The 17,787-nt window shown below is 61.5% G+C and carries 17 protein-coding genes; 10 read left to right on the forward strand and 7 right to left on the reverse strand.

Annotated features, from left to right (window positions below):
• Positions 1–5: 5 nt before the first annotated feature.
• Together CHB75_RS01700 and CHB75_RS01705 are read right to left on the reverse strand one after the other, a co-directional pair.
• Positions 6–935: a methylenetetrahydrofolate reductase gene (locus CHB75_RS01700; RefSeq protein ID WP_089268978.1), complete on the reverse strand. Its 930-nt coding sequence runs from the start codon at positions 933–935 to the stop codon at positions 6–8.
• Positions 936–961: 26 nt separating this feature from the next.
• On the reverse strand, positions 962–1,258 hold the full coding sequence (locus CHB75_RS01705) for a virulence factor (RefSeq protein ID WP_089268777.1): 297 nt from the start codon (positions 1,256–1,258) through the stop codon (positions 962–964).
• Positions 1,259–1,615: 357 nt separating this feature from the next.
• Between CHB75_RS01705 and CHB75_RS01710 the strand changes: the two genes are divergently transcribed.
• Together CHB75_RS01710 and CHB75_RS01715 are read left to right on the forward strand one after the other, a co-directional pair.
• Positions 1,616–2,728, forward strand: coding sequence for a Ppx/GppA phosphatase family protein (locus CHB75_RS01710; protein WP_089268979.1), 1,113 nt, complete (start codon positions 1,616–1,618; stop codon positions 2,726–2,728).
• Positions 2,729–2,824: 96 nt separating this feature from the next.
• Positions 2,825–3,571 (forward strand): RlmE family RNA methyltransferase, encoded by a 747-nt coding sequence (locus CHB75_RS01715; protein ID WP_089268778.1) that lies wholly within the window; start codon positions 2,825–2,827, stop codon positions 3,569–3,571.
• Positions 3,572–3,846: 275 nt separating this feature from the next.
• On the opposite strand, the gene CHB75_RS01725 is transcribed toward CHB75_RS01715, so the two are convergent.
• On the reverse strand, positions 3,847–4,797 hold the full coding sequence (locus CHB75_RS01725) for a GlxA family transcriptional regulator (protein WP_089268780.1): 951 nt from the start codon (positions 4,795–4,797) through the stop codon (positions 3,847–3,849).
• A gap of 71 nt (positions 4,798–4,868) precedes the next feature.
• Between CHB75_RS01725 and bcoG the strand changes: the two genes are divergently transcribed.
• The 7 genes from bcoG to CHB75_RS01760 all read left to right on the forward strand — a co-directional run bounded on the left by bcoG (position 4,869) and on the right by CHB75_RS01760 (position 12,486).
• Positions 4,869–5,786: a 3-dehydrocarnitine:acetyl-CoA trimethylamine transferase BcoG gene (bcoG, locus tag CHB75_RS01730; protein ID WP_089268781.1), complete on the forward strand. Its 918-nt coding sequence runs from the start codon at positions 4,869–4,871 to the stop codon at positions 5,784–5,786.
• 62 nt (positions 5,787–5,848) lie between these two features.
• Entirely contained in the window at positions 5,849–6,241 is a 393-nt protein-coding gene (locus CHB75_RS01735) for a lipocalin family protein (RefSeq protein WP_245840597.1), read from the forward strand.
• On the forward strand, positions 6,238–6,999 hold the full coding sequence (locus CHB75_RS01740; RefSeq protein WP_089268783.1) for an SDR family oxidoreductase: 762 nt from the start codon (positions 6,238–6,240) through the stop codon (positions 6,997–6,999). The genes CHB75_RS01735 and CHB75_RS01740 overlap by 4 nt, the downstream gene beginning before the upstream one ends.
• Positions 6,996–8,405 carry a carnitine 3-dehydrogenase gene (locus tag CHB75_RS01745; protein WP_089268784.1) on the forward strand — a complete coding sequence of 470 codons (1,410 nt, stop codon included), beginning with the start codon at positions 6,996–6,998 and terminating at the stop codon, positions 8,403–8,405. The genes CHB75_RS01740 and CHB75_RS01745 overlap by 4 nt, the downstream gene beginning before the upstream one ends.
• A gap of 4 nt (positions 8,406–8,409) precedes the next feature.
• Positions 8,410–9,570, forward strand: a complete 1,161-nt coding sequence (locus tag CHB75_RS01750) for an acyl-CoA dehydrogenase family protein (RefSeq protein ID WP_089268785.1) — start codon at positions 8,410–8,412, stop codon at positions 9,568–9,570.
• Between the two features lie 109 nt (positions 9,571–9,679).
• On the forward strand, positions 9,680–11,704 hold the full coding sequence (locus CHB75_RS01755) for an acetate--CoA ligase family protein (RefSeq protein WP_089268980.1): 2,025 nt from the start codon (positions 9,680–9,682) through the stop codon (positions 11,702–11,704).
• Positions 11,701–12,486 carry a carnitinyl-CoA dehydratase gene (locus tag CHB75_RS01760; RefSeq protein WP_089268786.1) on the forward strand — a complete coding sequence of 262 codons (786 nt, stop codon included), beginning with the start codon at positions 11,701–11,703 and terminating at the stop codon, positions 12,484–12,486. Before CHB75_RS01755 ends, CHB75_RS01760 begins: the two co-directional genes overlap by 4 nt.
• Before the next feature lie 147 nt (positions 12,487–12,633).
• On the opposite strand, the gene CHB75_RS01765 is transcribed toward CHB75_RS01760, so the two are convergent.
• From CHB75_RS01765 to CHB75_RS01780, 4 genes are all read right to left on the reverse strand, one after another.
• A complete protein-coding gene (locus tag CHB75_RS01765) occupies positions 12,634–13,563 on the reverse strand; it encodes an AEC family transporter (RefSeq protein ID WP_089268787.1) in 930 nt (309 codons plus the stop codon).
• Positions 13,564–13,651: 88 nt separating this feature from the next.
• Positions 13,652–14,452, reverse strand: coding sequence for an MBL fold metallo-hydrolase (locus tag CHB75_RS01770; protein WP_089268788.1), 801 nt, complete (start codon positions 14,450–14,452; stop codon positions 13,652–13,654).
• Positions 14,449–15,252, reverse strand: coding sequence for a TatD family hydrolase (locus CHB75_RS01775; protein WP_089268789.1), 804 nt, complete (start codon positions 15,250–15,252; stop codon positions 14,449–14,451). The genes CHB75_RS01770 and CHB75_RS01775 overlap by 4 nt, the downstream gene beginning before the upstream one ends.
• Before the next feature lie 295 nt (positions 15,253–15,547).
• Positions 15,548–16,753 carry an amidohydrolase family protein gene (locus tag CHB75_RS01780; protein WP_089268790.1) on the reverse strand — a complete coding sequence of 402 codons (1,206 nt, stop codon included), beginning with the start codon at positions 16,751–16,753 and terminating at the stop codon, positions 15,548–15,550.
• A gap of 157 nt (positions 16,754–16,910) precedes the next feature.
• Between CHB75_RS01780 and CHB75_RS01785 the strand changes: the two genes are divergently transcribed.
• A complete protein-coding gene (locus CHB75_RS01785) occupies positions 16,911–17,732 on the forward strand; it encodes a ferredoxin--NADP reductase (protein WP_089268791.1) in 822 nt (273 codons plus the stop codon).
• The last annotated feature ends 55 nt before the right edge of the window (positions 17,733–17,787 follow it).

The following is a 17,787-nucleotide window of genomic DNA, read 5'->3' on the forward strand; positions in this document are numbered from 1 at the left end:
ACGCCTTAGCCGTTGTGGGCAGCAGGTACCCCGGCGGCACCCCCATTGGCAATTGCCCATTCCGCATTGGCCGTGATCCCACCCAGTGGAAAGAAATGCACATGTTCGATATTGCTGTCCGGATGCGCGGCCTTGTGTGCGGCAAGTCGGGACAGCACCTCCGTCGGCTCATAGGGCAGCAGCAGTTTGGTCACATCCATCGCGCGTTTCTGCAACACCTTCAGCGACGGTCCAACACCGCAGGCGATGGCAAACCTGATCAGGGTCTGGAGCTTGGCCGGGCCGGCGATGCCGATGTGAATTGGCAGCGTGATGCCCTCATCGCGCAGCCTCTTTTCCCAGGCGATGATCGGGTCGGCGTCGAAACAGAACTGCGTGGCAAGCGCCATCTGCGCATCCGTGCGGTCCGAGAACGCCTGCTTCCAGCGCAGCGCATCCATTACCGCGCGGTCGCCGCCATCAGGGTCGATGTCGCGGCTGCCCTCGGGGTGGCCCGCAACATGCAGACGCGTGAACCCGGCAGCATCGAACAGGCCGGTTTCCAGCAGTTGCATGGAATTCTCGAAATCACCTTGCGGGCTGGAAACGCCGCCCGCCAGTAGCAGGCCCTGACGCACGTCCGCTTCGCCCTGATAGCGGGCAATCCAGTCGGCGAGCGTGGCACGGTCCTTGATGATGCGCGCCGGAAAATGCGGCATGACGATATAGCCGTCAGTGTTGAGACGCCTGGCGGTCGCGACCATATCCTCGATCGGGGTGCCGTCGATATGGGCGATGTAAACCCGGGTGCCCTTGGGCAGCAGCGCGCGGAAATCGACGACCTTTTCGGCTGTGCGTGGCATCACCTCAATGGAATAGCCCTGCAGAAAGCTTTCGATCTGGCCATTTGAAGCAACGGCATCAGGATCACGTTTCTTGAAGTTGAACAATGCCATCACGGCCTCCATCAATCGCAAGGCGCTCAGGCCCATCCGTTGTTTGCGATCAGTGCCTTGATACGGTCCTGATCATATTCCGCCTCAAGCCGTGCGGCTTCGGCGTTCGCGATATCCGAGGGCACGCCCTCGACCGGGTAGGGGGCGGCTTTGCGCCATTCAGCAAGGTATTCGTCCGTACCCGCAGCACCAGTCTTCATCGCGGCGCGGTCGATTGCCTGTTCAAAGCGCTCAGGCAACTGCACCTTGGCGCCTGAACGGCCCCGGCCGACGATGACCTGGGCCGGAATGTCGCGCCAGAAAACGATGGTGACGTCGGGCATGGATGATTCCCCTTGTTCCGGTATGGCCTGTGTAGCGCCGGGTCGACGCGGCACGGGGGCGGATTTCGACAGATGCGGCGCATTCCGCGACGCTGCGTGACTTTGGCGACCTTAGGGCACTTGACTGGGCGGCACCACCGCGACGGGTTGGAAAAGCATTCACGGCCAAGATGAACGAAATTCATCCTGGCATAGTCAATCCTCCGCGAAGTGCGATGCGCGTTCCCTCATATCGGAGGGCACCACCTTTTATGCCACTGGGACACGCCTTTTTGATCCGGATCGCCAAGAAACTTGCAGGTCCGCGCGCGCCTGCGTATCCTGACAGCAACTTGTATATCGGAAGGCGCATAAATGATGGCGCCAGAGCGTCCCATGGGTGCGGGCGCATTCCCGAAACCGGTCGAGAGCCCCGCGCCCGACAAACCGGATCCTGCCGAGCTGTATGCCGCGCTGGATCTGGGAACGAACAGTTGCCGCATGCTGATTGCCCAGCCAAAGGGCAGCCAGTTCCATGTCGTCGACAGCTTTTCCAAATCCGTCCAGCTCGGAGCGGGACTTGAGAAAAGCGGCCGCCTGAGCCGTGCCTCTATGGGGCGTACGGTGGCGGCACTGAAGGTGTGTCAGCAGAAGATCAGCCGCCACAACGTCAAACGCATGCGCCTTGTCGCGACCGAGGCCTGTCGGCGGGCGGTCAATTCGCGTGATTTCATCCGGCAGGTGCAGCGCGAGGCAGGGCTGACCCTGGAGATCATCCAGCCCGAGGAGGAGGCGCGGCTTGCCGTGATTTCCTGTGCACCGCTGGTTTCGACCAAGACGGAGCAATTGTTGGTGGTGGATATCGGCGGCGGGTCGACGGAACTGGTCTGGATCGATCTGTCTTCGGTGCCCAATGCCGAACGTCCCCGGGCGATCATGCGGCTGCACGCCGGTTTTCATCAGATCGACAGCCCGTTTCCCGCTGCAAAGGTGGTGGACTGGATATCGGTCCCGCTGGGAGTGGCGACACTGCGGGATCAGTTTTCTGATGTGGACGACGATGCGGCGCGTTATGCGCTGATGTCGTGGTATTTCGAAGAAAACCTCGCGGAGTTCGCGCCCTATAAAGATGAGCAAACCCGCGAGGGATTTCAGATCGTCGGTACCAGCGGCACGGTCACCACGGTTGCCGCATCGCATCTTGGCTTGCGCCGTTATGACCGCACCAAGGTGGATGGCCTGCGCATGACCAGCGATCAGATCGAGACGGTGATCAACGGATATCTCGAACTCGGCCCGGCCGGGCGACGCCGTGATCCGCGCATCGGGCAGGATCGGCAGGCGCTGATTATGTCTGGGGCTGCGATCTTGCAGGCGCTGTTGCGTTGCTGGCCGACTGATCGGTTGTCCGTCGCCGACCGCGGCCTGCGCGAAGGGCTGCTTTATGCGCAGATGACTGCGGATGGCGTGCTGGAAGAAGGGCCCTACTAGCCCTTGCAGGTTGGGTCGCAAGCGCCTAGCTGGAGGCCTTGGCGCGGACGGCAGGGGCCGGATTTGCGTATTTGACAAGAGAAGAAGCGGAAAGTCATGGCCAAGGAACCCACCGGCAAGAACACCTCCGGACGCGGGCAACGCGAGCTGAAGGTCAAGGTCAAGACCGCCCGCGGGCGCAAACTCAGCTCGACCCGCTGGTTGCAGCGCCAGTTGAACGACCCCTATGTGAAACGCGCCCAGGCCGAAGGTTATCGCGGGCGGGCGGCCTTCAAGATCCTGGAACTGGACGAAAAATTTCGCTTTCTGGTGCCTGGTGCGCGTATCGTCGACCTGGGCTGTGCGCCCGGTGGATGGTGCCAGGTTGCCGCGAAACGGACGAATGCTCTGGGCGAAAAAAGCGGCAAGGCCGTCGGATTCGTTCTGGGTGTGGATCTTCAGGAAGTCGATCAGATCCCCGGGGTCGAGCTGCATGTGCTGGATTTTCTTGCCGAAGGCGCGGACGATCAGGTCAAGGATTGGCTGGGCGGCAAGGCGGATGTGGTGATGTCGGACATGGCTGCGGCCTCTTCCGGGCACAAGCAGACCGACCACCTGAGAATTATTTCGTTGTGCGAGGCGGCCGCGTATTTCGCCTTTGACGTGCTAGAGGACGGCGGCACTTTTGTGGCCAAGGTCCTGGCAGGCGGGGCAGAAGGTGAGTTGCAGAAACTACTCAAGCAGCGCTTTGCCAAGGTTGCAAACGTCAAGCCGCCTGCGTCACGAGCTGACAGCTCCGAGAAATTTGTCGTTGCCACCGGATTTCGCGGCGCTTTGCCAGAGGCTGCTGATCCGTCCGCCTAAAATTGCAGTGACTCGGCGGCGCGGGCCTGCATCTGCCGTGCGAGCGCGGGCGAGAGGACACGGTATTCCTCTTCCTGATCCAGCTGGACGTCCTGTGCGCGCCTTGGCAGTGGTCCGCGAGGTGCGGTCCGTCGCAAACTGGGTTGTTGTCCAAGTGTCTCTGCGGCGGAGTGTACCAAATAGGGATAGCTGCGCATCTTGAACCCTTTCCAAACGGCGGCGTGCCGGGATGGCACAGGGTCCGTATGCCCGGGAAATGAGGCGAATTTGGCCCGTCATTGTGCCTTTGGCATGTTCAACTGGCGTCGCAGCGTCTGGGGCGATGCGCCAAACCGAAGCCGGAAGGCGCGGGTCAGCGCGGTTGGATCCTCATAGCCGCAGCGCAGCGCGATTTCGGACACCGGAAGTACCGAGGATTCGACCAACTGTCGCGCGGCTGACAACCGCAGATGCCGGTAGAGCGCCCCCGGCGTCAGGTTCAATGCCGCCTGACAGCGCCGCGCCAGCGTCCGGGGCGTGGTGCCAAGCGTGCGCGCCAGATCTTCCTGCGGCAGCGGAGCTTCTAGCCGTGCCCGCATCAGGGCTGTGGCCCGACTGACCAGCGGATCACCCCGCCGCGACGGGCTTTGGGGTGAGGGGCGTTCGGTCAGAAACAGCCCGTCCACATCCAGAGCAATCGCAGGGCCAAGATCGTCGCGGATCATCGCGCGGGTCATGTCAAAGGCTGCCATCGCCCCGGCGCAGGTCACCCGGTCCCCGTCTTGTAAGTGCGACTCGTGCTCTACCGTCACATCCAGAAACCGTTCTGCAAAGGCTTCGGCCAGATCCCAGTGGATCGTTGCGCGCCTGTCTGTCAGCAGTCCGGCCCCAGCCATCAGCCATGCCCCGGCGTCCAGCCCCACCACCTGACCGGCGCGCTGGCCCGCGCGAGCCAGGGCGCGGCGGGTGGCTGGACTGTCGTGGCCCAGGTGGTCGTAGCTCGCCATGACAAAAAGCCGGTCAACCGCCCCCATTTCCGCCAGTGCGGCATCGGGCAGCACCGGCAGGCCAGAGCTTGTCCGCACCGGTCCACCATCCAGCGTGGCAAAGCGCCAGCGATAGGCGGGATGTGGCACGAATCCGTTGGCGGCCCGCATCGGTTCAAGACAATTGGCCAGACAAAGGTTTGAAAACCGCCCGAACAGCAGAAAGGTGATCTTGATCGGGGTTTGTGTCGCTTTGCGCATGCCTTTGGCTTTTACTGCATGGTGTGGGGCCGCGCCAGCGGCAAAGCTGGTGGCAGAAACAGGAGTGTCCGATGCCGTTGAGTATGAGCCAAGAGGTCTTTATCACCTGCGCGGTCACAGGGTCGGGTGCCACCCAGGACCGCAGTCCGCATGTCCCCCGCTCACCACAGCAGATCGCAGAAAGCGCCATTGACGCGGCCAAGGCTGGCGCTGCCATCGTCCATTGCCACGTCCGCGATCCGGAAACCGGGGCGCCTTCGCGCCGCCTCGATCTTTACCGCGAAGTGACCGAGCGAATTCGCGACAGCGGCACGGATGTGGTGCTGAACCTCACCGCTGGGATGGGCGGCGACATCACCTTTGGTCCTGTCGATGCCCCATTGCCGGTGAACGCGGCTGGTACGGACATGATTGGTGCCGCGGAACGGGTTGCCCATGTTGCGGAATGTCTACCGGAATTATGCACACTCGATTGCGGAACGATGAACTTTGCCGAAGCCGATTATGTGATGACCAACACGCCCGGAATGCTGCGCGCCATGGGGCGGATGATGACTGACCTTGGCGTCAAGCCAGAGATCGAAGCCTTTGATACCGGCCACCTCTGGTTCGCCAAGCAGCTTGTGGAAGAGGGCATTCTGGATGGTCCCGCGCTTGTCCAGCTTTGCATGGGGGTGCCCTGGGGCGCGCCGGATGATCTGAACACCTTCATGGCGATGGTGAACAACGTACCGAAAGACTGGACCTTTTCCGCCTTTGCCCTGGGTCGTCACCAAATGGCCTATACTGCCGCCACCGTGCTGGCCGGCGGCCATGTCCGCGTCGGGCTTGAGGATAATCTTTGGCTTGGCAAAGGTGAGCTTGCCGCCAATGCGCAGCTGGTGGAACGGGCGGCCGGGATCGTTGAGCGTATGGGCGCCCGCGTGATGACCCCTGCGCAGGTTCGTGCCAAGCTGGGCTTGACGAAACGAGCCCCGGTGGCGCGTTGAGGTTTCTGGCCCTGGTTCTTCTCCTTGCGGGATGCGCGGCCTCTCCGGCAAAGGACACGGCTGTGCCTCTGCGCAATCCATCGACGCTGGTTGCTTCTCAGGTCGATGTGACCACCGCGCGGCTGTCCGGTGACTGGGTTGTGGTGCAGGGCGCGGGGCTGCCCGTGGGCACACAGGTCCGCATAGCTTCGGACCAAATGCGCACCATGACCCCAACGCAGACTTTGGTCACCTCTTTCGTAGCCAGAGGGCAGGGGCGTTATGAGACCGAGGATGGTCCGCTCTGGGTCCATTGGCTCGACGGCGGCAACAGGACGGCGGCGATCGGCGATCCCGCAGGCAATCGCGTCTGGATCATGGACCGCACGAGTGCAAGCAGCCCTGACCGGATACAGGCAGCGCGCGAGATCCTCGATTGGTACGGCTACGACCTGACCCGGCTGGACAGACAATGAGGCGCGTTCTGATCACCGGAGGCGGGGCTGGGCTTGGCCGCGCCATGGCCGAGGCATTTGTCGCCGCCGGGGATCAAGTTGCCCTTTGCGATGCTGATGCGGGCGCTGTTGCCGCCGCCGCCAAGGCGATGCCGGGCCAGATTATCGCCCATGTTGATGTGACGGACGAAGACGGCATGATCGCCTTTCTGGACCGGGTCGAAGCTGAATGGGGCGGCGTCGATGTGGTCTGTGCCAATGCCGGGACTGGTGGGCCTGTCGGGCGGATAGAAGACCTTGACTATGCCGCGTGGAAGGCCTGCCTAGACGTGAACCTGTGTGGGACGTTCCTGACCTGTCGCTGGGCCGCCCGGGTTATGCGGGCGCAGGGCGCGGGGCTCATCGTGATCACATCCTCAACCGCCGGCCTCTTCGGCTATCCTCTGCGCTCGCCCTATGCCACTGCGAAATGGGGTCTTGTCGGCCTGACGAAAACCCTCGCGATGGAACTTGGCCCCGCAGGTGTGCGCGTCAACGCCATTTGCCCGGGCGCTGTAACCGGCGACCGGATGGATCATGTCGTCGCGATGGAATCTGCCGCCTCTGGCCTCAGTCCCGAAGACGTCCGCGCACAGTATGTCCAAGGCGTTTCCTTGCGCAGCTGGGTTTCGCCCGAGGACGTGGCCGACACGATTCTATACCTTGCCTCGCCGCAGGCGAGAATGATTTCCGGCCAGATCCTGGCCATAGACGGACATACGGAGACCTTGGTACCATGAAGACAGCAGCGATCATCGGAGGTGGCGTTATTGGCGGCGGCTGGGCCGCGCGATTTGCGCTCATGGGCTGGGACGTACGGATCTTCGATACGGATCCCGAGGCGGAACGCAAGATTGGTGAGGTCATGGCCAATGGCCGCCGCACCCTGCCAATGCTTTACGATACACAGATGCCACCCTGTGGCGCGATCAGCTATCACGCGACAGTCGCCGAGGCGGTGAAGGGCGCGCAGTGGATTCAGGAATCCGTGCCGGAACGGCTATCCATCAAGAATGCGGTGTTTGCCGAAATCGCGCAAAACGCTGATGCTGACGCCCTGATAGGCTCTTCAACATCGGGCTATAAGCCTTCGGAACTGCAGGAAAATCAAGGATCATTTGCATCTCGAATAATGGTCGCGCATCCGTTCAACCCCGTTTACCTCTTGCCGCTGGTAGAACTCGTCCCTAGCTCGAAGAACCCTCCGGAATATGTTGAAAAGGCAAAGGAAATACTGACATCCATCGGGATGTATCCGTTGCATGTCCGCTCCGAGATCGACGCGCATATCGCCGACCGCTTCCTTGAGTCTGTCTGGCGCGAGGCGCTTTGGCTGGTCAAAGATGGTGTTGCGACAACAGAAGAGATCGATAACTCAATACGTTACGGCTTTGGTTTAAGGTGGGCGCAGATGGGCCTGTTCGAAACCTACCGGGTGGCAGGTGGCGAAGCAGGCATGAAACACTTCATGGCCCAGTTTGGCCCCTGTCTGGAATGGCCCTGGAGCCGTCTGACGGATGTGCCGGAATTCACCGAAGAACTGGTCGATCTGATTGCAGATCAATCCGATGCCCAGTCCGGTGACAAGTCGATCCGCGAGTTGGAAACCCTGCGCGACGACAACCTCGTCGCCATGATGCGGGCGCTGAAGCAGCAGGGTGCGGCAGCGGGTAAGTCGCTGATCGAACACGAAAATACTCTGCGTGCGCCTTTGCCTGAAACCGTCCCTCTGATCACCCAGTCCCGCACAGTTCCCGTGGACTGGACCGATGTGAACGGGCACATGAACGAAGGGCGCTATGGGCAAGTATTCTCGGATGCCTCCGAAGAGTTGATGACGCATATTGGTGCTGACCGCGCTTATATCGCTGCCGGAAACAGCTATTTCACCGCTGAGACGACAATCAGATATCTTAACGAAACCCACGCGGGCGAAGGCTTTAGTGTTGCGACCCGCGTGCTGCTGGGCGAAGGCAAAAAACTTCAGCTTTACCATGAGATGCGGCGCGACGTTGATCAGGAATTGCTGGCGACATGTGATCAGTTTCTGCTGCATGTGAGCCTAGAGACCCGCAAATCATGCCCGCCGTTGCCCGAAGTCGAAGCCCGCCTGGCCAAATTGGCCGCAGCACACAAGAAGGTCTGAGCACATGAACTTTGGTCTGAGCGACGAGCAAGCGATGATCGTTTCGACCGTGCGCGACTTTGTCGAGCGTGAAATCTATCCGCATGAGGATCTGGTCGAGCGCACCGGCGAGGTGCCCGCCGAGATTTCCGCCGAGATCAAGCGCAAGGTTATTGATCTAGGCTTTTATGCCGCAAATTTCCCCGAGGAGGTTGGCGGTGCAGGTCTGGGGCATGTGGACTTTGCTTTGGTCGAGCGTGAACTTGGGCGCGGCTCGATGGCCCTGACGCATTTCTTTGGTCGACCGCAGAATATCCTGATGGCCTGCGAAGGCGAGCAGCGTGACCGTTATCTGGTGCCTGCGGTGCGGGGTGAGCGTATGGATGCGCTTGCGATGACCGAACCCGATGCGGGATCGGATGTTCGCGGCATGAAATGTTCGGCTCGTCGCGAAGGGGGCGATTGGGTGCTGAACGGGTCAAAGCACTTTATCTCTGGCGCGGATCACGCAGATTTCTTTATCGTTTTCGTGGCCACGGGGGTGGATGACACTCCGCACGGCCCCAAAAAACGCATCACCTGTTTTCTGGTGGACCGCGGCCATCCCGGATTTGACGTCCGCCACGGATATCAGAGCGTGAGCCACCGGGGCTACAAGAACAGCATTCTGGAATTTTCGGATTGTCGGCTGCCCGATAGTCAGGTTCTGGGCGCGGTAGAAGGCGGTTTTGCCGTGATGAACGAATGGCTTTATGCCACGCGCATCACCGTGGCGACCATGGCGGTCGGACGTGCGCGGCGGGTCTTTGACTATGCGCTGAACTACGCGGCAGAACGCAAACAGTTCGGCCAACCGATCGGCAAGTTTCAGGGAGTGAGCTTCCAGCTCGCTGATATGGTGACGGAAATAGACGCGGCCGACTGGCTGACACTGGCGTCGGCATGGCGTCTGGATCAGGGGCTGCCTGCCAACCGCGAGATCGCCTCGGCCAAGCTCTACGCCAGTGAAATGCTTGCCCGGGTGACGGATGCAACGCTGCAGATTCACGGCGGAATGGGGTTAATGGCCGATCTGCCGATTGAACGGTTTTGGCGCGATGCAAGGGTCGAACGGATCTGGGACGGAACCAGCGAGATCCAGCGTCACATCATCAGCCGCGAACTGCTGCGCCCTCTGGGGTCCTGACCGTGCGTCGTGGCCCCATCCCGGATTTTGCGCCGTGGTCGACTTTGAGGCGCAGCATTTTGACAGATGAAGTCCAAACAAGGTGTTTCGGCGCTGGGAACAGGCAACGATGACTCATAACCTCAACCGCCTATTGAAGCCCCGTTCGGTGGCCGTTGTCGGCGGCGGGGACTGGTGCACTGCGGTGATCGAGGGGCTGCGCCAAATGGGCTATGCCGGGGACGTCTGGCCGGTGCATCCCTCTGCCGAGAGCGTCGCTGGTACGCGCGCCTACTCGCGGGTCGATGACTTGCCTGCCCCCCCTGATGCCTGCTTTGTCGGCGTTAACCGGAACGCCACCATTGCGGTCGTGGGGGGGCTGGCCGTCATGGGCGCCGGGGGGGCGGTTTGCTTTGCCTCCGGTTTTTCCGAGATGGCGGATGGCGCGGATCTGAACGCGCAGCTTCTGGCCGCCGCGGGAGATATGCCGATCATCGGGCCGAATTGCTATGGTTTCATCAATGCGCTGGACCGAGCTGCACTCTGGCCGGATATCCATGGCCTCCCCCATGTGACGCGAGGGGTGGCGATCCTGACGCAAAGCTCGAACATCGCGCTGAACCTGACCATGCAAAAGCGCGGGTTGCCGATTGCCTATATGGCGACTGCGGGCAATCAGGCTCAGACCAGCCTCGCGCAGATTGGCGAAGCACTTCTTGCGGATGAACGCGTCACGGCGCTTGGGCTGCATGTCGAGGGATTCGGGGATATCGAGGCGTTTCAGGCGCTGGCCCTGCGGGCGCGATCACTGGGCAAATCGGTTGTGGTGCTCAAGACGGGCCGGTCCGAGGCGGCGCAGGCGGCTGCGGTGTCGCATACCGCGTCGCTGGCGGGCAGTGATGTGGGCGCCAGTGCGCTGATCGCGCGGCTGGGGATGGCACGGGTCGGATCGCTCGAAGCGTTGATCGAAACCCTGAAACTTTTGCATTTCACCGGGCCTCTGTCGGCCAATCAGATCGCCTGCATGTCCTGTTCAGGGGGAGAGGCAAGCCTGGTCGCTGATGGTGCGGCGGCGCGGGGCCTCGAATTTGCGCCACTCAGCGGTCAGCAGACAGAGCGGTTGGGCGTTGTGCTGGGGCCCCGGGTACATTTGTCTAACCCGCTGGATTACAACACCTTCATCTGGGGGAATGTGCCGCAAATGGCGCAGGTGTTTGGTGAAATGATGCGGGGCTCTGCTGGTTTGAGCCTGCTGGTGGCTGATTTCCCGCGTGAGGATCGGTGTCCGGCACCCTCTTGGGAGAAGCTGATCGAGGCCGCCGAGCAAGCCTGCACACAGGTTGGCAGGCCGCTCGCGGTCGTCTCTTCCATCGCCGATACGATGTCCGAAAAGCGTGCGCAGGACCTGATCGACAGGGGCCTGATCCCCCTGTGCGGCCTTGACGCCGCGTTGGAGGCAGTGCGCGCGGCAATTGCGCTGGGTTCAGTCTGGGAACGGCCCGCGCCGCTGTTCCTGCCGAGAACAACGACCACAGTGCGGATGCTGGACGAAGTCGCGGCCAAGGCAGCGCTGTCGGCCCACGGTGTAACTGTTCCGGCAAGCCAAGCTGTGAGTGATGCAGCGGCTGCGGGGCAGGTGGCCGAGGGGATGGGCCGGGTCGCGCTAAAGGCGCGGGGGGTGGCGCACAAGTCAGATCAGGGCGGCGTTGTGCTGGGTTTGCAGGGCGCACAGGCGGTGAGCGAGGCCGCGAGCGGCATGGCGGCAACGGAATACCTGGTCGAAGAAATGATCGACGCCGGCGTCGAACTGCTGATCGGGGTGGTCGCGGATCCGGCGCATGGCTACGTTCTGACAATTGGCGCGGGTGGCGTGTTGACCGAATTGTGGCGTGATACGGTTTCACTGCTGCTTCCGGTGACTGACGGGGACATCCGTACGGCCCTTGCCGGGTTGCGGATCGCGCCACGATTGAACGGTTATCGCGGCGCACCGGCTGTCGACATGAACGCTGTAGTCGCGTCGGTTCTGGCCGTGCAGGCCTATGTCGTGGCGCAAGATGGCCTTGTGGCCGAAGTCGAGGTCAACCCGCTGATCGCCCTGCCGGACCGGGCTGTGGCGGTGGATGCGTTGATCCGGATAGGAGAGAGAACATGACCGACAGCCCGGTGAAACAGAAACGCAGTGGAGCCGTACTTGAGGTGACGCTGGACCGCCCCAAGGCAAATGCCATCGACCTCGCCACTAGCGTGATTATGGGCGAGGTGTTCCGCGGTTTTCGCGACGATCCCGATCTGCGGGTGGCGATTGTCACAGGTGCGGGCGAAAAGTTCTTTTGCCCGGGCTGGGATCTCAAGGCAGCGGCGGATGGCGATGCGGTGGATGGCAACTATGGCGTGGGCGGGTTTGGCGGCCTGCAGGAGTTGCGCGGGCTCGGCAAGCCGGTGATCGCCGCAGTCAACGGCATCTGCTGCGGGGGCGGGCTGGAACTCGCCTTGTCGGCGGATATTATTCTTGCAGCGGATCACGCGAGTTTTGCACTGCCCGAAATCCGGTCCGGCACGGTCGCGGACGCAGCGAGCATCAAGCTGCCCAAGCGCATTCCGTATCACATCGCGATGGAGATGCTGCTGACCGGACGCTGGATCGATGCCCAGGAAGCAGCGCGCTGGGGGATGGTGAACCATGTGCACCCGGGGGCGGATCTGATGGCGGAAGCCTGGAAGATGGCAGAGATTCTCGCCTCGGGGCCGCCCCTGGTCTATGCGGCGATCAAGGAAATCGTGCGCGACGCAGAGGACATGAAGTTCCAGGATGCCCTGAACCGGATCACGAAACGACAGCTTGCCTCAGTGGATCAACTTTATGCGTCAGAGGACCAGATGGAAGGCGCAAAAGCATTCGCCGAAAAACGCGATCCGATGTGGAAGGGGAAATAAGGGTACCAGGGAATACACCCCATTGCGGTCGCGGCCCTTTCCCGAAACTGCATGGAGCCGCTTGATCGGCCCGCGTATCTGTGCAGGGGCGGGATGCAAGTTGGACCCTTCAATATGTGGGGCGGGTATCCCCGAAAATGGGCGATCTTATCCCAGAATGGCCAGCCACACCCAGACTGTCAGGACTGAGGCAGCCGTGGCGATCAGCACGGACGAGGCGGCGACCCTCTTTGCCCTTCCATATATGTTGGCAAAGACATAGGCGTTGATTCCCGGCGCCATCGAAGCGGTGAGCACTGCCGATCGGAATGCATCGCGTGGCAGGCCAAAAGTTTTGCCCATGGTCCATGTGATTGCGGGATGCAGGATCAGGGCGACCACGCAGACAAAGGCGATGACGCGCAGATCCCCCTCGGGACGATAGCGGTAGAGCACGCCGCCCATACCAAATAGCGCGACCGGCAGGGCGGTGCGGATCATCATGTCGAGTGCGCCTGTGACCGGTGCGGGAAGAGACAGGCCCGTCAGGTTGAACAACAACCCAAGTGCGATGCCGATCACCAGCGCGTTCCGGAACATCGCCTTGAGAACCTTGAGCGGCAGCTGCCCTGGGCTTGTTCCGCGGGCGCGGGCAATCTCCATCGCGGTGATGCCGATCCCGTAGCAGAAAGGCGAGTGCATGGCGATGATCGTGTAGTTCGCCGAAAGCTTGTCCGCGCCATAGGCGCGTTCGGTGATCGGGATGCCCAGCATCAGTGAATTGGCAAACAGGCAGCAAAATCCGATGGCCACGGAATCTTCCCAGTCGCGCTTGAACACGAAACGCGCCGCGAGCAAGCCGAGCGTAAATCCCGAGGCTGAGCCGGTGTAAAAGCTCACGAGAAGGAGTGGATCGAAGTTTTGTCCCAAATCCAGCGTCCAGATTGCGCGGAACAACAGGCAGGGGATAGCAAAGCTCTGGGTGAAGGTCATCAGCCCGTCAACGGCCGTATCCGGCATGAGCTTGCGCCAGCTGGCCAGATAGCCAAAACCGATGACCAGAAAGACCGGGAGGATGACGTCTAGAAGCGCTTGCATTTTGGTGGGTCCGGATCTGTCAGGCGTGGTGCCTGGGGCGAAGGCCGAGAATTGCGTTTTGGAAATAGAAGACGCGAAAAGGTACTGCTCAGATGGGCGTGTGGATCACCATGCCGTCATAGGCCGGCGTGATGTGGTCGGGGGTTTCGGCCTCGAGCGTGGCGTAGTCGAGGTCGATGTGCATGTTGGTCAGCACGGCGCGTTTCGGCTGTGCCCGCTCAATCCATTCGAGAGATTGGGCGAGGTGTGCATGGGTCGGATGCGGTGTACGGCGCAGTGCATCGAGGATCCAGCAGTCGAGGTTTTCGAGATCCGGCCAGACCTCTTCGGGGATGTCCTTGACGTCCGGCAGGTAGGCAGTGTTGCCAATGCGGAACCCCAGCGCATCCATGCCGCCGTGACGGACAAGGAACGGCGTCAGGGTGATGTCGCCTCCGGCCCCGAAGATCGTGAAAGCACCATTGATTTCATTTATGTCGAGGATTGGCGGGTAGGAGCTTCCTTCCGGCTGGATGAAAGCATAGCCAAAACGGTCGAGCAGGCTTTCTCTGGTCGGGGCGTCGGCCCAGACCGGCAGGCGACTGCGCAGGTTGAAGACGATCATGCGCAAATCGTCGATGCCGTGGACATGATCCGCATGGGCATGGGTATAGGCGACCGCGTCCAGCGTACCGATGTTTGCATCCAGCAACTGCTGGCGCAGGTCCGGCGAGGAGTCGATCAGTACGCGGGTGATGCCACCTTGCGTCTCACGCTCGACCAATAGCGAACAGCGGCGGCGCGTGTTCTTTGGATTGGCGGGATCGCATTCCCCCCAGAGCCCGCCCAGGCGCGGCACGCCACCTGAGGAGCCGCAGCCCAAAATTGTGAAGCGCAGCTCAGAGGTCATGCGGCGGCCCTGTAGGCTGCGACCTTGGCGAAAAGGCGTTCGAAGTTCTGTTCGGTCAGTGCCGCGAAGTCGGCGTAGTCGAGCCCAAAGACTTCGGCACCCCGCCGGGCGGTGTGGGCGGTAAAGGCAGGTTCGTTGCGCTTGCCACGGTGCGGGGGCGGAGCGAGGTAGGGGCTGTCGGTTTCGACAAGGATACGGTCCAGCGGTGCGGCAGCGAAGATGTCACGCAGTTCCTGTGATTTGGGGAAGGCGGCGATGCCGGACATTGAGAGATAGAACCCAAGGTCCAGTGCGGCTTTTGCCAATTCAGCAGATGAGGAGAAGCAGTGCATGACGCAAGAGTAGGGCCTTGCGCGAAAACCTTCGGTCAGGATTTGCGCCATGTCGTCGTCTGCGGCGCGGGCGTGGATCACCAGCGGCAGGCCGGTTTCCTGTGCTGCCTGGATATGGATGCGCAGACTTTGTTTCTGCACCTCGGCGCTGTCGGCGGTATAATGATAATCCAGCCCTGTCTCGCCAATGGCCACGAATTTTTCGTGCTGCGCGAGGGCGACCAATTCCTCCACGGTGGCCATCGGTTCGTCCGCGACGCTCATCGGGTGGGTGCCGGCGGCATAGAATACCTGGGGATGAGCCTCGGCAAGGGCGCGCACGTGCGGCTCGTTTTTCAGCTTGGTGCAAATGGTGACCATGCGGTGCACCCCGGCTTCAGCCGCGCGCGAGAGGATTTCGGGTAGCTGGCCGTCGAAATCGGGGAAATCGAGGTGGCAGTGGCTGTCTGTGATTTTGGGTTCGGTCATGCCGTGACGGTTCCTTGGCCTGATGTGACGGGTATCTAGGATGCAGCCGGGAGGGTCAAGACGAGGCGGCAGTCAGAGCCGGGTCCGTTCTTAAAAAGCCGGGGGGAGCGCGCACCGCCGACCTTTCGAGTGGCGCAACCTGCGCCGGACTGCGGCAAAAACGCTGCAACGGCTGAACAGCTACAGCTAATTCCCGATCCAAGTACTGATTGCATCGGGATGCCACCCCCCGGTCAGGCTGCTGCTGTCCGGGGGCGTCGGTTTGATTGTCGTCAGGCGGCGACTTTGGGCGGCGCTAGTGCCCCCCTGCGCCATTCGCCAGACTGCCTTTCACCAACTCCGGCAGGCGTGTCGCGGGCGGTGTGTTGCGCGACCGGCCAGAGCGGGGGACACCGTCGATCACCGTCATGCCGACGCCCGGCAGGTTGCCCAGCTGCACGGATTCGAGCATCGACTTGCCCGGTGCGTGCTGTGCCTGATCCATCAGCACGAAATCTGCAGCCTTGCCGACCTCGATGATGCCGGTGTCCAGTTCACGCCGCCGCGACGTGTTGCCGGTGCCGAAACAGAAGGCCAGTTCGGCGGGCACATTCCCGAAGGCTGACAGCATCGCGATCATGCGCAGGATGCCCAGCGGCTGGACGCCCGAACCGGCAGGCCCGTCGGTGCCCAGAATGATCTGGTCGAGCTTTTTCAGCTCTCGCGCGGTGTTCAGGGTCAATACCGCAGCGCGTTCGTTGCCGTTGTGCACGATCTCCAAGGCGGCTGTGCAGTTTTCGCACAGGCAGATGATCTGGTCATCGGGCAGGGCGGAATGGCCGCCATTGATGTGGCCGACTACATCCGTGCCGGTCTCAAGCACCATGTCGGCGTCGATCAGTCCAGAACCGGGGATAGACGGGCCGCCGGTGTGGATCGTCGACTGGATGCCGTATTTGCGCGCCCAGTCCACCATCTGGCGGGCGGTCTTGCCGTCCTTGACTGATCCCAAGCCAACTTCGCCCATCAGTTTCACGCCTGCCTCGGCCAACTCCTTGAAGTCGTGTTCCTCCAGGCCGTGTTCGATCACCGGCGCCCCGGCGTGTACCTTGACACCAGAGGGGCGGAAATTTTCGTACCAGCGCTGCGAGGCGATCGCCATCGCCTTGAGCCCGACGATGTCCTTTGGTCGGCCCGGCATGTGAACTTCGCCTGCCGAAATCAGCGTGGTCACGCCGCCGTGCAGCGTCGAATCGATCCAGTTCAACTGCTGCTGGCGTGGGGTGTAATCGCCGACGACCGGGTGGATGTGGCTGTCGATCAGGCCGGGGCAAAGGGTGACGCCGTGGGCGTCGATTTCGACCGTGGCTTCGGATGTGTCCAGATCTGCCTCTTTTCCCCATTCGGTGATCTTGCCGTCCAGCGCGATCAGGCAGTCGGCGTCCAGAACCGGCTCCTCCATCCGCCCCGAGAGCATCAGGCCGATATTGCGGATGACCAGTTTGGCGGGCGTATCAGTCATGGCGGGGGTCCTTTCGGTGGGGTGCATCAAAATGCAGCTATTTCATTTGAACGCTAATGGAAAATGCGATCCGGTCAAGATCGAAGCCGCGAATGGCTTGACAGAAATCTTGTTTGCATACTAACAAAAATGGAAGATGATGAAACAGGAGGCAGACATGACACTCGACGCGCCCGCCAAGACCATCGCCCCCCAAACGGATTTCCCGGTTCCTGCAAACGTCTTTGCAGAGACGGTGACCGAAGTGGAACATTACACCAGCTCGCTGTTCCGGTTCCGGGTCACGCGCCCTGCATCCTTTCGGTTCCGGTCGGGCGAATTCGTGATGATCGGCCTGCCGAATGCGGAAAAGCCGGTGTTTCGGGCCTATTCGATCGCGTCGCCCAGTTGGGACGAAGAGATCGAGTTCTATTCGATCAAGGTCGCGGGTGGCCCGCTGACCGGGCACCTGCAAAAGGTAAACGTCGGCGACACGGTGCTGATGCGTCGCAAGCCGACCGGAACATTGGTCAACGATGCGCTGCTGCCGGGCAAACGGTTGTGGATGTTTGCCACAGGTACCGGGATCGCGCCCTTTGCCAGCATCATCCGCGACCCTGAAACCTACGAGAAATTTGACACCCTGATCCTGTGCCACACCTGCCGGGAGGCCGGAGAGTTGACCTATGGCCGCAACCTTGTTGCCGCGCTCAAGGCCGATCCGCTGGTGGGTGAACTGGCACAGAACCTGACGCTATATGATACGCTCACGCGCGAAGACTGGCCTCGAACCGGACGACAGACCGACCTGATGGCCAGCGGCAAGATCTTTGAAGATCTGGGCGTACCGCCAATCAACCCGGCCGATGACCGGGGCATGATCTGCGGATCGATGGATATGCTGCGCGACACCAAAGCGGCGCTGGAAGGGTTCGGGCTGGAAGAGGGCGCCAATAACAGGCCTGCCACTTTTGTGGTCGAAAAGGCCTTTGTGGACTAGGGAGATGTGGGGCGATCCCGCAGTGCTGAACGGAAATCGTTTGACAGGACGCCCG

The sequence above is a fragment of the Puniceibacterium sediminis genome (assembly GCF_900188035.1).
GTDB lineage: Bacteria > Pseudomonadota > Alphaproteobacteria > Rhodobacterales > Rhodobacteraceae > Puniceibacterium > Puniceibacterium sediminis.